Genomic DNA, 14,081 nt, shown 5'->3' on the forward strand with positions numbered 1-14,081 from the left:
TCAATGGGAATGGGTAAAGATTCATTCGAAATTATCGTCAACGGGCTTAAGCTCGTTGTTATCTTTTTGATGATGGTTCAACTCGTGCCGATCCTTGTATGGGTTGAGCGTCGTGGTTCTGCTTTCATTCAAAATCGTCTTGGTCCGAATCGTGTTGGTCCTTTGGGATTGATGCAATTGTTGGCCGATGCCGTGAAGTTCTTAACGAAAGAAGCTTTCGTTCCTTCAACTGCAAAACCGTTGTTGTACTATGCAGCTCCGGTATTCGCGTTGATTCCAGGTGCGGTGGCGTTTTCTGCGATTCCAATGTCGACACCCATTTCAGTTGGGACATTCGAGTTGTTCGGTCAAACTTGGGGACCATACACGTTCTTGGTTCAGGGTTATGATATCGGCGTTGGTATCGTGTTCATCCTGGGTGTTTCTTCTCTAGCTGCTTACACGATGTTGATGGCGGGTTGGGGTTCAGGAAATAAGTACTCTTTGATGGGTGCTCTTCGTGCCTCTGCACAAACGATTTCTTACGAATTGGCTTTGGGCCTTTCGATCGTTGGTGTGATCATGATGTACGGAACTTTCCACCTAAGCGATATGACTTTGGCGCAACAAGGTCCTTTGCACTTCCAATTCATGGGTCACACGATCACATCCCAGTACCTTCCAAACTGGGGTATTTTCTTCCAACCTTTGGGCGCGCTTTTGTTCTTTACAGCGACGTTCGCAGAATCCAACCGTTTGCCATTCGACTTGGCAGAGGGTGAGTCTGAGTTGGTTGCCGGCTTCCATACGGAGTACGGTGGTTTCAAGTTCAACATGTTCTTCATCGGCGAGTACGGTCACATGATGATCGCTTCCGGTTTGATGGCGATCTTCTTCTTCGGTGGTTACGGAATTCCGTACGTCACTGTTGAGCAAGTTCGTGAATGGGCAATGACTGTGACTTCGAATGCTAACTGGGCTTCGGCTTTGGTGGCGTTGATTCACTTCCTTGTTTTCAACGTAAAATTCTTCCTGTTCTTGTGGGCATTTATCTGGGTTCGTTGGACTTTGCCACGTTTCCGTTACGACCAATTGATGGATCTTGGTTGGAAAACAATGCTTCCTTGGGCTTTGGCTAACACCATCATCACGGCTTTCGTGATTTACGCGGCATCATTGTAAGGAGCTAAAAGTGACAGCAGACGCTTTTTTATTTTGGTTTTTAGCGATCGCATTGTTGGGCTCTGGCCTGATGGTGATCCTATTGAAGAATCCTATTTATTCCGCATTAAGCCTGGCGATGACGATGGTCACAATGTCAGCTTTGTTCGTGACTCTGAACGCGTATTTTATCGCAGGTGTTCAGTTGATCGTTTACGCTGGCGCCGTGATGGTTTTGTTCACGATGGTTATCATGCTTTTCGACTTGAAACAGGATGTGTCGGCGTTCACACGCGGCAAATTCTCGGGCATTTTGAAAATCATGTCCGTGGGCTTGTTGTTGGGAATGATCGTTGCCTCTATCTATAAAACGGTTGAGCAATTGGTCTTCAAAACAACAGACAACCCTGTAACTGTTGGAACAGGCATGGAGACGACTAAGCAACTTGGTCAAATCCTGTTCTCTAAATATATCTTTGGCTTTGAGGCTCTTGGCGTTCTTCTTTTGGTGATCGCGGTGGGCGCAGTAGCACTTTCTCGCAGTAAAGGTGGAACTCATGAACATTGATTTCATTAACAACATTGGACTGACTCACTACCTTGTCCTGGCATCGATCGTGTTTGTTATGGGTATGGCTGGAGTTCTTCTTCGTCGTAACGTGATCGTACTTTTGATGTCCATCGAGCTTATGTTGAACTCAGTAAATTTGACGTTCATCGCATTCTCAAAATACATGGGCCATCTTGAGGGTCACATCATGGTGTTCTTCGTAATGACAATCGCAGCAGCGGAAGCGGCTGTAGGTCTTGCGCTGGCTGTTTCGATCTTTAAACGCTTTAACGAAGTGAACATTCGCTTCTTCGAGCACTTGAAAGGATAGGCCGAATGAATCATTCAGTTTTAATGGCCATTGTTATCCTAAGTCCGTTGGTTGGTTTCCTGATCAATGGTTTCCGTTATAAAAAACACTCCGCAAACGTAGCGGGTGTTATTGCAACTCTGGCAGTGGCAATTTCTTTTATCAGCGCGGTTCTTTTGGTGACAGACCTTGTAGGTATGGCAGCGGAATCTCGTCGTATCGCTGTGACATTCTTTGAGTGGATGGCGATTGATAAATTTAAAGTAAACGCGGGCTTCGTCGTCGATCAAATCAGCGCGATCATGGTTCTTGTAATCACGGGCGTGGGTACTTTGATCCACTTGTTCTCGATCGGTTACATGCACCACGATAAAGGTGCTGCGAAATACTTCGCCTACTTGAATCTGTTCATCTTTAACATGTTGTTGTTAGTTCTTGGTGACAGCTTGTTGGTGATGTTTGTTGGTTGGGAAGGCGTGGGCCTTTGCTCATACTTGCTAATCGGTTTCTGGTTCACGGATGCAGAAAAGGCAGCAGCGGGTATGAAAGCCTTCATCACGAATCGTGTTGGTGACGCCGCTTTCTTGCTGGGTATGTTTGTTTTGTTCATGACTTTCGGAACTCTGAATTTCCACGAACTAAACGCATTGGCTCCAACAACTGTTGAAGCTTCCTGGATGGGTGCCGTGACTTTGGGGACTTTGTTCCTGTTCATCGGTGCTACTGGTAAGTCTGCACAGATTCCATTGTACGTTTGGCTTCCAGACGCGATGGCCGGTCCAACACCAGTTTCCGCGTTGATCCATGCGGCGACGATGGTTACTGCCGGTGTTTACATGATCGTTCGTTTGAATCCTTTGTTCATCGTAGCTCCAAACACAATGATGGTGATTGCAGTTATTGGTGCGGCGACTGCGGTTCTTGCAGCGACGATCGGTATGACCCAATGGGATATCAAGAAAGTTTTGGCTTACTCGACAGTATCTCAACTTGGTTACATGTTCCTAGCTTGCGGTGTAGGTGCTTTCGGAGCAGCGATGTTCCACTTGATGACTCACGCATTCTTTAAAGCCCTTATGTTCTTGGGTTCTGGTTCTGTGATCCATGCGATGCACGAGGAACAAGACATACGGAAAATGGGTGGTCTGAAGAAATACCTTCCAATTACTCACGTGACGTTCTTCTTGGGTTGGTTGGCAATTATCGGTATGCCTCCGTTTGCGGGTTTCTTCTCTAAAGACGAAATCTTGGCTTATTCATTCTTCTCTCCAATGGGTTCTCCAATCTTGTGGGCCGCGGGTGCATTGGGTGCGACTTTGACTGCATTCTATATGACTCGTTTGATGGCTCTTACATTCTGGGGTAAATCACGCGTTCCTTCTCACGTTCACCCTCATGAATCTCCGGCATTGATGACGATTCCTTTGATCGTTCTTGCAGTGTTGTCAGTGATCGGTGGTTGGATCGGTATCCCTCACGTGATCGGTGAACATTTGGGTCATATTCCAAATGTTTGGGAGCACTGGTTGGATCCAATGATCACGAAAATCCCGAACTTGGGTCACTTCGATGCATCTACTGAATGGGTGTTGATGGGTTGCTCGGTTGGTTTGGCAGTGATCTCGGCTTCAGTCGCTTATCAGTTCTATGTGAAGTCTCCAGAGACTCCTAAGAAATTCGCTGAAAGCATCAAGCCAGTTTACAACTTGGTATATAACAAATATTTCGTGGACGAAGCGTACTTCGGCGGAATCATTAATCCTTTGGTAAACCTGGGTAAAAACATGTGGTACTACGTTGATGTTAATTTCATCGACAAGTGCACATACTGGGCAGGGGATTTGGTTCGCGGAATGGGCTCTTTGGGTCGTTCGCTTCAAACCGGAAATATGCAGCAATACGCGATGTACATCGGTCTCGGTGTCGTTGTTGTCCTTTCATATGTGATCCTGGGGTAAGCTATGATCCTAAGTACAATTGTTTTTCTACCTCTTTTGTTTGCTTTGATCGTCGCAGTTTGGCCGAACGCTAAAACTCTTCGCCCTTTGGCGATGGGTTTTGCGGTGATCGAATTCATCGTATCATTGGCGTTGTTCCAACAGTTCGACCCAAATACAGCTAACCTGCAAATGGTTGAGCGCTATATGTGGATTGAGCGTTTCGGTATCAGCTACTTCTTTGGGATCGACGGGATCTCGTTGTGGTTGGTTCTTTTAACGACGTTCTTAACTCCAATTATTGTTTTGGCGAGCTGGACATCAGTTACTGAAAGAATCAAAGGATTCCACGTTTGCTTGTTCATCCTGCAAACGGCAATGCTAGGTACTTTCTTGGCGATGGATGCGATCTTCTTCTACATTTTCTGGGAACTTGCTTTGATTCCGATGTATTTCATGATCGGTATCTGGGGCGGATCTCGCAGAATCTATGCAACTGTAAAGCTCTTCATCTATACATTCGCCGGCTCTGTGATGATGCTAGTTGCGATGATCTATATGATGTACTTGACTCAAGAGACGACTGGCCAAATGAGTGCAAGCTTGCTGGATTTCTATAAATTGAAAATCCCATTTGTAGGCGGAACTTTCTTTAGCCTTCAAACTCTTTTGTTCTTTGCATTTGCTTTGGCATTTGCGATCAAAGTTCCGGCTTTCCCAGTTCATACTTGGTTGCCAGACGCCCACGTTGAAGCACCAACACCTGGTTCCGTTATTCTTGCCGGGGTTATGCTAAAGATGGGTACTTACGGTTTCATGCGCTGGGTAATTCCTTTATTCCCAGAGGCCTCTGAATACTGGTCTTGGTTGTTCATGCTTATCGGTACAGTAGGGATTATCTATGGTGCCTTGGTCGCGATGGTTCAGCCGGACGTGAAAAAACTTGTGGCATACTCTTCGGTATCGCACATGGGTTACATCTTGTTGGGTCTGTTTGCATTCAACTCATACGGTATGAACGGTGGTTTGTACCAAATGTTGAATCACGGTATCTCGACGGGTGCACTGTTCATCTTGATCGGTATGATCTACGAAAGAACTCACTCTCGTGAAATCACTAAATACGGTGGTTTGGCAGGAGTTCTTCCATTGTTCACGATCTTCTTCTTTATCATCACGCTTTCTTCGATTGCGGTTCCGATGACAAATGGTTTCGTGGGCGAGTTCTTTATCCTGATGGGTACATTCCAAGCTCAACCGGTCTTTGCATACTTTGCAGTGACGGGTGTGGTTTTGGGTGCCGTGTATATGTTGTGGATGTTTAAACGTGTGTTCTTCGGTGAGCAAGGTGAGTTGGTTAAAGACGAACACCACCCGCTTCATGATTTGAACGCTCGTGAAATCGCTGTTCTTGTTCCTCTTGTGATCATGGTCTTCTGGATGGGTCTGTTCCCGAATAATTTCTTGAACTACTCTAAAGCCAGTGTTGATCACTTGGTACACAACAAAAACGCATACAACCTGACAATTAATCAACCTGGTGCGCCTGCAACTGCGGCAGCAACTGCAACGACAACGGCTCCGGCAACAGAGCAAGCGACGTCAGCAGCAGCACAAGGAGATAAATAATGAATATGAATATTGGTCTTAGTGACATTCTTCTTGTTTCACCGATGATCGCCTTGTTCCTGGCGAGCTTGGTGCCGATCACGGCGAAAGTTCTTCGTGGTAACCGCGAACAAAATCCGATCATCACTCTTTGCCAGGCATTGATGGGTATCGTGATCGCTGTGGGTCTGTTGGTAGTCTTTGGTGGCGCTGGTAAAACAGCGTTCAACAACGGCTTGATCTTTGATGGTGTGACTCAGTGGATGGGCGTGATTGCGCTTCTTTCTGCAGCTGCAGCGATGATCATGATGTACGAAAACCCAGCGACAACGGGCAGACAGTTTTCTGAGCTGATCTTCCTGGCGATGTCTTCTGCGGTGGGTATGTTGATCCTGGTTTCGGCAGTGGATCTTTTGATGGTTTTCATCGGTCTGGAAATGATGTCTTTGGCATTGTATCTGATGATCGCAATGAGCCATGAAGAAAAGCTTTCCAAAGAAGCCGCTCTTAAATACTTCATCTTGGGTTCATTTGCTTCGGCGTTGTTCCTTTACGGTGTAGCATTTATCTTCGGTACGACTGGAAACACGAATATTCTTTCCTTCATGGAAAACGCAGCTGATTTGATTCAAACAAGCCGCTTGTTCTTGTTCGGTATGGTGTTTGTGGTTTTGGGTTTCTGCTTCAAAGTTTCCATCGCTCCATTCCACGCTTGGACTCCAGACGTATACCAAGGCGCACCTACTCCGCACACAGCTTTCATGGCGACAGCGGTTAAGACAGTTTCTTTCGCAGCTTTCTTGCGCGTGATTGCGACTCGTTCATTGGTGGGTTCAGAGCACTTGTTTGATATGCTTCAATGGTTGGCTGTGATCACAATGATCGTGGGTAATACAGCAGCTATCTTGCAAAACAACTTGAAACGCATGCTTGCTTATTCTTCGATCGCACACTCTGGTTATATCCTGGTAGGTGTGATCACGGCGGGTGTAAGTGACGATGCCGCTTTCGGTGCATCAGGCGTTATCTTCTATTTGCTAAGCTATGGCTTGATGACTTTGGGTGCGTTTGCAATCGCAAGCATGCTTGAGAAATCAGAGAACCATATCGTAAATGTTGATGATCTTGCAGGTTTTGCAAAACAAAGACCGATGATCGCGCTTTGCATGACAGTGTTCTTGCTTTCATTGACGGGTATTCCACCAACTTTGGGTTTCTTTGGTAAGTTCTATCTTTTCAATGCAGCTATCGGTGAAGGCCTTATGTGGTTGGCAATTTGGGGTATGATCAGCTCCGTAATTTCCGTTTACTACTACTTGCGCCCAATCGTAGTTATGTACATGAAAGAAGGCCAAGCTGACGTTGCTGAACACTCTTTAAATGCAACAACAGTAACAGTGGTTGTGATGGCCATCGCCATCCTATTCCTTGGTTTCGTATCCGGCCCCCTATTTACAGCAGTAGAAAAAAGCCTCCTGTAAAAGGTACGGACACACTTTCTCCAGACACATTGGCGAAAATAAAAAACCCCGGCTAATCCCCGGGGTTTTTTGCATTTATGGACGGATCACTATCTGGAGAAAGTGTGTCCGTACCTCTGGCAAGTAAGGCCGTATCTATTTAAAGTCGAACTGTCTTAGCGTGTTGATTCCTGATTTGAATCCGATGCGCACGATGCGCGCTAAGATTTCAGGATTCAAGCTGAAATGGTCCACAAAGAACATCTCGTAATTCTGGGGGCGAGGGGAGATGTAAATATAATCCACCTCAGGACGATGATGAACTTTATCGCGGATAATGCCCAAAAGCTTTTCGCGTTGATCATCGGGAAGTTTGATCTGCTTAAGATATCCGTCAACCGAGTTATAGATGGTTTTAATATCGTTTTGTGCCTGAATATGCTTCGCGATTTTCTGTTGAATCACTTGATACAAAGCCTGATTTAATATCAAAGGAATCCCGTACTTGTGCAGCGAACCCATCTCTTCCGTATAATGATACGGCTGAGTGGAGTAGGAAGAAATCACCAGGTCGGCGCCGTGATCGGCCGCCACGTGAGTCGAAAGAGTGTCCCGAATCTCGCCATCATAAAAGAAGATCTCTTTGTCGTCTTCCGGGCGTTTGATTCCATAAGGTGCATAAACCGGAGGCAACGATGTCGATGCCGCAACCGCTGTACTGATCGAGGCGTGGTTGATGTACATGTGGTTCGGAGTTTTGAAAGACTCGGGGAAATTCCCGAAGATAGCTTTCCGAGTATGGTTAAGCTGTGTACCGATGACAAACAAATCCACACCTAAACGGGCAAAGTCGTTGTCCAGAAGGACGTCTTTACGGAGGTAGCTTTCAATCCCGCTGGTGGAAAACAGACCGTTTAGTTTCAATCCGTTTTTAATCAGGGATTCAACGCCACCTTTAACGATCGTTTTATCCAGTAAAGCTCGGGGTATAAATCGAAGTAATCCGCTGGAATTTAAGTTAAAGATATTGCGGTAAGAAATTGGCTTAAGATAGCGAAGATCCGATTTATCAAATGTCGGATTATTGCCCGAGCCTACTTGAAAGGCATTCACCAAAGATTCAATTGGATAGCCAGCTCCCAAAATCGAAGCAACAAAAGCACCGGCACTGGACCCGACATAACAACGAATGGTCATCGGATCGTTTTCATCGAAATTCTGACGCACCATCTCTTTGGTGCCGCCGGCGAATTTGAATCCTTTTTCCTGAAGAGCCATGCACACGCCGATGTGGAAGGCCGCTGCTTTAATTCCGCCTCCACTTAAGACCAATGCAATTTTCTTTTTCTCTTTTATGCGCATATCTATGCATAAGTATGTGATCTCAGGTGATGGAGGGCAAGGTTGGTCAGACGTTGGTCCAGCTTAAAACCCTGACTAGTCGCTGAATAGCCAGATCAAGGTCCTGTTTTTTGTTGAATTTGAGTAAGTAGTCACACTATCTTTGACAGACTGAAGTCCTGTGATAGGGTTGATTACGCAAGCTGAGTAGGCGACCACCATTTCCGAAAAGCTAGCTACTTGCACTTTGGTTTCGGCCAGGGTGAGTAAAGGGGATCGAATGAACGTTGAGATGAATGGTTCTTGGCTACCGCTAATGGACTACTCCACTAAATACAGAATTAGTGTGAGTACTCTCCGCCGAAGAATCAAAGCCGACGACATTCGATTCCGATTTGAAGACGGCAAGTACTTCATCATGGATGAACCGATGGGTACCCATCAAAGAGTACATCGCCCCTCCCAAGAAAGCGAAAACCTTGCTTTGGTGGGTGCTCATCAAGGAATGATGAAAGAAGGAACGGAAATGGCTTCTTCAAAGGACGAAGTGAAGGCTCAGGACCTTACTGAAAAGACGGTTAAAGCAAATAAGGATGAGCCGATCCTAACTGCTGCGAATAAGCTTCTTGTGGAACTCAAGAAGGCTTACACGCAGATCCTTCAGGAAAAGGAAGAACAAATCTTCCAACTTAAGGATGAAGTCACGGACCTTAAAACTCTGGTTCGAGTTTTGGAATCCGAAAATGACCGCCTTAAAGGCTTCAAACAATAAGCCTCCTTAAAATGTTATCTTACAGAAACCCCGGTTGATGATGTCACCCGGGGTTTTTTGCTTTTAACGTTAAGGCATATGGAAAACCAACTTGAAATCACAGCCCAGGCGGGTCGCCCGATGCTTGGCGACTTTATTCAGATCAATTTATTCTCAGATGGGAGCTTTGAAGCCCTTTTGACGAAGACCCTTCAACACCTCGTTGAAATCGAAAGCTCTTTGAATCTGGAAGATCAAAACTCTGAAATCTGCCGCGTATTAACGGTGGAGGGGGATGATTCTTTCGAAATGAGTAAACCAGTCGCTGAAGTTTTAGAAAAAGCTTTGGATATCAGCACCTTGTCGGATGGATATTTTGAACCATTTCGCGAGGAATCTAACAACCTTGATCTTAAAAGTTTGATCCGGGGGTACATTTTAGATCAGGCTGTAAATCTTTTGAAAGCGAAACATCCGTCATTAATGGGGATGGTTCATTTGGCAGAAGGTATTCGATTTTTCAATTGTCCTAAGAAAGCTATTCACGTGCGAATGAGTAATACGGATATTGAAAAAGAACTGGGACTTTTCAAAGATGCCATCGCTACCACCGAATATCGAGGCAATCTGTACGACAACGAGTCGGCCACTTTGTATATTCATCCGCTCAGACATGGAATCAGTGGGCGTCACACGGTTTCAGTGATTGCCGATACCTGCATGACGGCGAATGCTCTTACAAAAATTGGTCTTTATGCTCCCCAGGAAATCATTCAGTCCTGTGTGGCGGAGCTGGATGCTCAGATTATCGTTTTTGATGAATCAGGAGAGATCGAAGAGATCTTTGAAGAAACTAAGGCATATAGCTTTGATCAAGGGCACATTTCTTATTCGTCTTATGGCGGTAGCAATAGGGACTCGTAAGATCACGATCAATCCACATTCCCATTTTCTGATTTTTCGCGGTGTCAACAGACGCTAGATAGCGTCCTTTAGAGTACTTCGTCGAATCATAAGCCCAACCATTTTCCACAATCATCAAATTCACATTCTTATCGGCCAGGAAAACTGTGCAAGTCAGACGATCAAAAGATTTTCCATCGCACTCAAGATTCACATACTTATTCTTAATCACCGATTCTGTATAGTTGCGCGCCTCTTTCCCATATTTCTGAGAAAGTTCAGGGCAATCAATGCCAGCAAATCGAATCTTCGCGATTTTATTTCCTACCAGAACGCGGCAAGTATCGCCATCATGACATTTCTGAACAATGCCCGAAAGATGCTGAATCTGCTGTTTCTTTTTCTTAGCCTCAGCTGAGTGAGCAGAAAGAGAAATAAATGCCGCAAGAATCAAAGCTGTATATTTCATAAAGGTGCCTGCCGGTTTCGGTGTGCGCGTCGCGAAAACATTTCTCTTCAAAGGATAAAGTGGATTTGGGGAGATTGCAATCCGTGGTCCGGAAATAAAAAAAGGACTGATTGCTCAGTCCTTTTTTACATCTTACTTGGGAGGGGCGATGTACTCTAGCGACTAGGCCGCTAGAGATTTAGTTTTCTTAGCTTCCTTCTTAACGCCCGTCTTCTTAGCTTGTGTTGCAGCGTCTTTATCGAAAGCTACTGCGAACACTTCATCAAGATTTTCAGCGAAGATGAAGTTGATGTTATCTCTGAATACTTTTGGAATATCAGCCAAGTCTTTCTTACAAGCCATTGGAATGATGATATTTGTGATACCAAGATTCAAAGCTGCAAGACACTTCTCTCTGATACCGCCGACAGGAAGTACGCGACCTTGTAGAGTCACCTCACCAGTCATTGCCAAGTCATGGCGAACTGGAGTCCCTGTCATCAAACTTACAAGTGCAGTTGTAAGAGTGATACCTGCAGAAGGACCATCTTTAGGGATAGCACCCGCTGGCAAATGGATATGGATGTCGTACTTTTCAAAGAAGTCTTCAGGAATGTTCAATTCTTCCATGTGAGCACGAGCGTAAGACATTGCTGCGTGAGCAGATTCTTTCATCACATCGCCAAGTTGGCCTGTAAGTGAAAGATGTCCTTTACCTTTCATTTTCAATGCTTCAACAGTCAACACTTCACCACCAGCTTGTGTCCATGCAAGACCTTGCACAACACCAACTTGTGAGTCAGCGATTTTGTCGTCGCGTTGGTAGCGTGGAGGACCAAGGATTTCTGGAACTGTCGTAGCGTTTACTTCTACGAAGTTCTTTTCACCCATTACCACCATTTTCGCAACTTTACGGCAAACTGAACCTACTTCGCGCTCAAGGTTACGAAGACCTGCTTCGCGAGTGTAGCCAGCGATAAGGTATTTGATACCTTCATCAGTGAAGCTGATGTTCTCTGGAGTGATACCGTTTGCTTCGATTTGTCTTCTGATCAAATGTTTTTTAGTGATCAAAAGTTTATCGTTTTCTGTGTAACCAGGGATGTTCAAGATTTCCATACGGTCACGCAATGCTGGTGGGATATTCTCCAACACGTTAGCGGTAGCGATGAACAACACGTTTGAAAGGTCGAAATCCACATTCAAATAGTTATCACGGAAAGTAGCATTTTGTTCTGGATCCAAAACCTCAAGCATTGCTGCTGAAGGGTCACCGCGGAAATCAGAACCCAATTTATCAACTTCATCTAGTACGATAACTGGATTGTTTGTTTTCGCTTGGCGAAGAGCTTGGATAATTTTACCTGGCATCGCGCCTACATAAGTACGGCGGTGACCACGGATTTCCGCTTCATCCTTCACGCCGCCCAAAGCGATACGGAAGTACTCACGGCCCATCGCACGAGCGATAGATTTACCAAGAGATGTTTTACCTACACCTGGAGGACCACCAAAGCACAAGATTGGCCCTTTAAGATCTGGTTTCAACTTGCGAACCGCAAGGAATTCCATGACACGGTCTTTAGCTTTTTCAAGCTCGTAGTGATCTTCATCAAGAATTTCTTTAGAGCGCTTAAGATCGATATGATCTTCAGATTTTTTGCTCCAAGGAAGATCCGCCATCCAGTCAAGGTATGTACGAACCATTGTTGCTTCAGATGCATCTGGATGCATACGCTCCAAACGACCCAACTGCTTCATAGCTTCTGCTTCAACATGAGGAGGCATACCTGCATTAGTCAGTTTGTCACGCAACTCATCCATCTCTTCAGATTTAGAGTCTTGTTCACCAAGTTCGTTCTTTATAGCCTTCATTTGCTCGCGCAAGAAGTATTCACGTTGAGATTTGTTAGCATCGTCTTTTTGGTTTGGACGATTTTTCTGTTGAGTTTGCATAACTTCAAGCTCAGCAGCCAGAATCTCAGTAACGATTTTTAGTCTTTCAGTAGAATCATGAGTTTCAAGAACTTTTTGAGCATCTTGAACTTTGATACCAAGGTTGGAAGCGATCAAGTCAGCAATGCGACCTGGATCAGTGACATCGTCTAGTACCAACAAGATGTCTGGAGAAAGAGGGCGGCCCATCGCGATGATGCGCTCGATGTGCTCTTTCGCTGTTCTGATCAAACCTTCGTTTTCAACAACGGATTTTTGATTTGGAATTTCTTCGATTTTTTCAACTGCAACTTCGAAAGAAGGAGAAGTCTTAGAGTAGTTTTTTACACGACCCTTAGCTACACCTTGAATCAAGATTTTTACGCGACCATCAGAAAGCTTACGCATTCTCATGATCATCGCGATTGTACCTACTGTGTAGATAGAATCTGGAGTTGGATTTTCTTCGGAGATATCTTTTTGTGAAGCTAGGAAGATAAGGCGATTTTTTGCCAAAGCTTCTTCAACAGAACGGATTGAAGAATCGCGACCTACAAACAATGGAATGATCATGTAGGGGAAAACAACGATGTCTCTCACAGGTAGCATTGGAAGTGTCTGTGGGATTTCTAGAACTTTATCGTCAAAACTCATACCGCTCCTCCGCGTTGATGCGGGAAATGTTTCATGTATGAGACTTTTCGGAGCGAGGTAGGAAATGCTTGAATGGAAATTAGAAAAATTGGACTGACATCCGTGTCAGTGAGAGAGCGCTTCTTGTTCTTCCATGCATTCAATACAAAGGGCTGTGAAAGGTCTAGCCTGAAGTCTGCGAGCACCGATTAGTTCCCCGCAAGATTCGCACTGGCCGTAAGTCCCCTCAGCAATTTTTCCCAATGCACGTTCGATTGCATAGAGTGCTGTGCGGTCTCTTTCATGCAGATGAATCGAAATGTTGTTAGCAACATCTTGAGAAGCAACTTCTGCTTCGTCACCAGCGCCACTGATGCTGGATTGCTCTGCAATGAATTCGTGTGACTTGTTTAGGATCGAGCCTTTTTGGAAAAGCAAAGAGTCCTTCAAGTTTTCTAGTTCTGTCGTACTTAGTTCGGTTGCGTTCATCTCACCCCCCGATATGATGATCATCGCCGAAAATTCTTGCTCGTTATTACGGGGGATAAGAAGAGTGTCACGGAAAAAGCAGTGCGTGACGAATTAGTAAGCACCGCTTTGCTGCATAGCTGTCAGAGGAGAAGTGTCGAGACAGAAAGTGAAACAGAAACAGAAAGTGAAACAGATTTTTTCTAACGTGCAAACTTTCTGCCTACTGCTTCGCGCATTTCCGCACCCTCAATGCTGAGACGAGTCCAAGGAATCGCAAGAAGTCTTTCGGCCTCGATCGGCTCTTCAGTTTCTTCACACACACCAAATGTGCCAGTTTCTATTCTGCCCAGGGCCATCTCGATCTCGAGGAGTTGGTTTCTCATGCGTTCTTGTGAAATTAAAAAAGTGTGTTCCTCGATGTGTGCTGCTGACACATCTCCTTCGTCGCCAGACTTTTCTGCGTGAACGAAAGCGGATTGAGCTGCTCTGATGCGATTCAGAATATCTTGTTTTGTCAGGATTAGTTTTCTACGGCACTCGGTAACGATTGTTTCTGTAATCTGCGTCTTCATAACAGCCCCCTTCTTTAGGATT

The 14,081-nt window shown here is 45.2% G+C and carries 13 protein-coding genes; 8 read left to right on the plus strand and 5 right to left on the minus strand.

Annotated features, from left to right (window positions below):
* Positions 1 to 3 precede the first annotated feature (3 nt).
* Genes ACLSU7_RS12070 through ACLSU7_RS12095 form a run of 6 tightly spaced genes read left to right on the plus strand, consistent with a single transcriptional unit; the run spans position 4 to position 7,026 of the window.
* Positions 4 to 1,161 (plus strand): complex I subunit 1/NuoH family protein, encoded by a 1,158-nt coding sequence (locus ACLSU7_RS12070; protein WP_413292132.1) that lies wholly within the window; start codon positions 4 to 6, stop codon positions 1,159 to 1,161.
* A 10-nt stretch (positions 1,162 to 1,171) separates the two neighbouring features.
* Positions 1,172 to 1,708, plus strand: coding sequence for an NADH-quinone oxidoreductase subunit J (locus tag ACLSU7_RS12075; RefSeq protein ID WP_181605664.1), 537 nt, complete (start codon positions 1,172 to 1,174; stop codon positions 1,706 to 1,708).
* On the plus strand, positions 1,698 to 2,021 hold the full coding sequence (gene nuoK, locus ACLSU7_RS12080) for an NADH-quinone oxidoreductase subunit NuoK (RefSeq protein ID WP_142702008.1): 324 nt from the start codon (positions 1,698 to 1,700) through the stop codon (positions 2,019 to 2,021). The genes ACLSU7_RS12075 and nuoK overlap by 11 nt, the downstream gene beginning before the upstream one ends.
* A gap of 5 nt (positions 2,022 to 2,026) precedes the next feature.
* Entirely contained in the window at positions 2,027 to 3,958 is a 1,932-nt protein-coding gene (nuoL, locus tag ACLSU7_RS12085; protein WP_413292134.1) for an NADH-quinone oxidoreductase subunit L, read from the plus strand.
* Between the two features lie 3 nt (positions 3,959 to 3,961).
* Positions 3,962 to 5,566, plus strand: a complete 1,605-nt coding sequence (locus ACLSU7_RS12090; RefSeq protein WP_413292135.1) for a complex I subunit 4 family protein — start codon at positions 3,962 to 3,964, stop codon at positions 5,564 to 5,566.
* Entirely contained in the window at positions 5,566 to 7,026 is a 1,461-nt protein-coding gene (locus ACLSU7_RS12095; RefSeq protein ID WP_413292136.1) for an NADH-quinone oxidoreductase subunit N, read from the plus strand. The genes ACLSU7_RS12090 and ACLSU7_RS12095 overlap by 1 nt, the downstream gene beginning before the upstream one ends.
* A gap of 135 nt (positions 7,027 to 7,161) precedes the next feature.
* Here ACLSU7_RS12095 and ACLSU7_RS12100 read toward each other — a convergent pair whose 3' ends face one another.
* A complete protein-coding gene (locus ACLSU7_RS12100; RefSeq protein ID WP_413292137.1) occupies positions 7,162 to 8,367 on the minus strand; it encodes a patatin-like phospholipase family protein in 1,206 nt (401 codons plus the stop codon).
* A 259-nt stretch (positions 8,368 to 8,626) separates the two neighbouring features.
* On the opposite strand from ACLSU7_RS12100, the gene ACLSU7_RS12105 reads away from it, so the two are divergent.
* Both ACLSU7_RS12105 and ACLSU7_RS12110 read left to right on the plus strand, forming a co-directional pair.
* Positions 8,627 to 9,118, plus strand: a complete 492-nt coding sequence (locus ACLSU7_RS12105; RefSeq protein ID WP_413292138.1) for a hypothetical protein — start codon at positions 8,627 to 8,629, stop codon at positions 9,116 to 9,118.
* Positions 9,119 to 9,196: 78 nt separating this feature from the next.
* Positions 9,197 to 10,021, plus strand: a complete 825-nt coding sequence (locus ACLSU7_RS12110) for an FAD:protein FMN transferase (protein WP_413292140.1) — start codon at positions 9,197 to 9,199, stop codon at positions 10,019 to 10,021.
* Here the strand turns inward: ACLSU7_RS12110 and ACLSU7_RS12115 are convergent.
* The 4 genes from ACLSU7_RS12115 to ACLSU7_RS12130 form a co-directional block, all read right to left on the minus strand.
* Complete coding sequence (locus ACLSU7_RS12115) at positions 9,951 to 10,520, minus strand: thermonuclease family protein (protein WP_413292141.1); 570 nt, start codon at positions 10,518 to 10,520, stop codon at positions 9,951 to 9,953. The two genes, ACLSU7_RS12110 and ACLSU7_RS12115, sit on opposite strands and share 71 nt — an antisense overlap.
* A 111-nt stretch (positions 10,521 to 10,631) precedes the next feature.
* A complete protein-coding gene (gene lon / locus ACLSU7_RS12120) occupies positions 10,632 to 13,037 on the minus strand; it encodes an endopeptidase La (RefSeq protein WP_413292142.1) in 2,406 nt (801 codons plus the stop codon).
* A gap of 105 nt (positions 13,038 to 13,142) precedes the next feature.
* Positions 13,143 to 13,505, minus strand: a complete 363-nt coding sequence (locus tag ACLSU7_RS12125) for a TraR/DksA family transcriptional regulator (RefSeq protein WP_142701996.1) — start codon at positions 13,503 to 13,505, stop codon at positions 13,143 to 13,145.
* A 182-nt stretch (positions 13,506 to 13,687) separates the two neighbouring features.
* A complete protein-coding gene (locus ACLSU7_RS12130; RefSeq protein ID WP_413292144.1) occupies positions 13,688 to 14,059 on the minus strand; it encodes a TraR/DksA family transcriptional regulator in 372 nt (123 codons plus the stop codon).
* Between the last annotated feature and the right edge of the window lie 22 nt (positions 14,060 to 14,081).

The organism is Bdellovibrio sp. HCB185ZH, from assembly GCF_047302455.1.
Classification (GTDB): domain Bacteria; phylum Bdellovibrionota; class Bdellovibrionia; order Bdellovibrionales; family Bdellovibrionaceae; genus Bdellovibrio.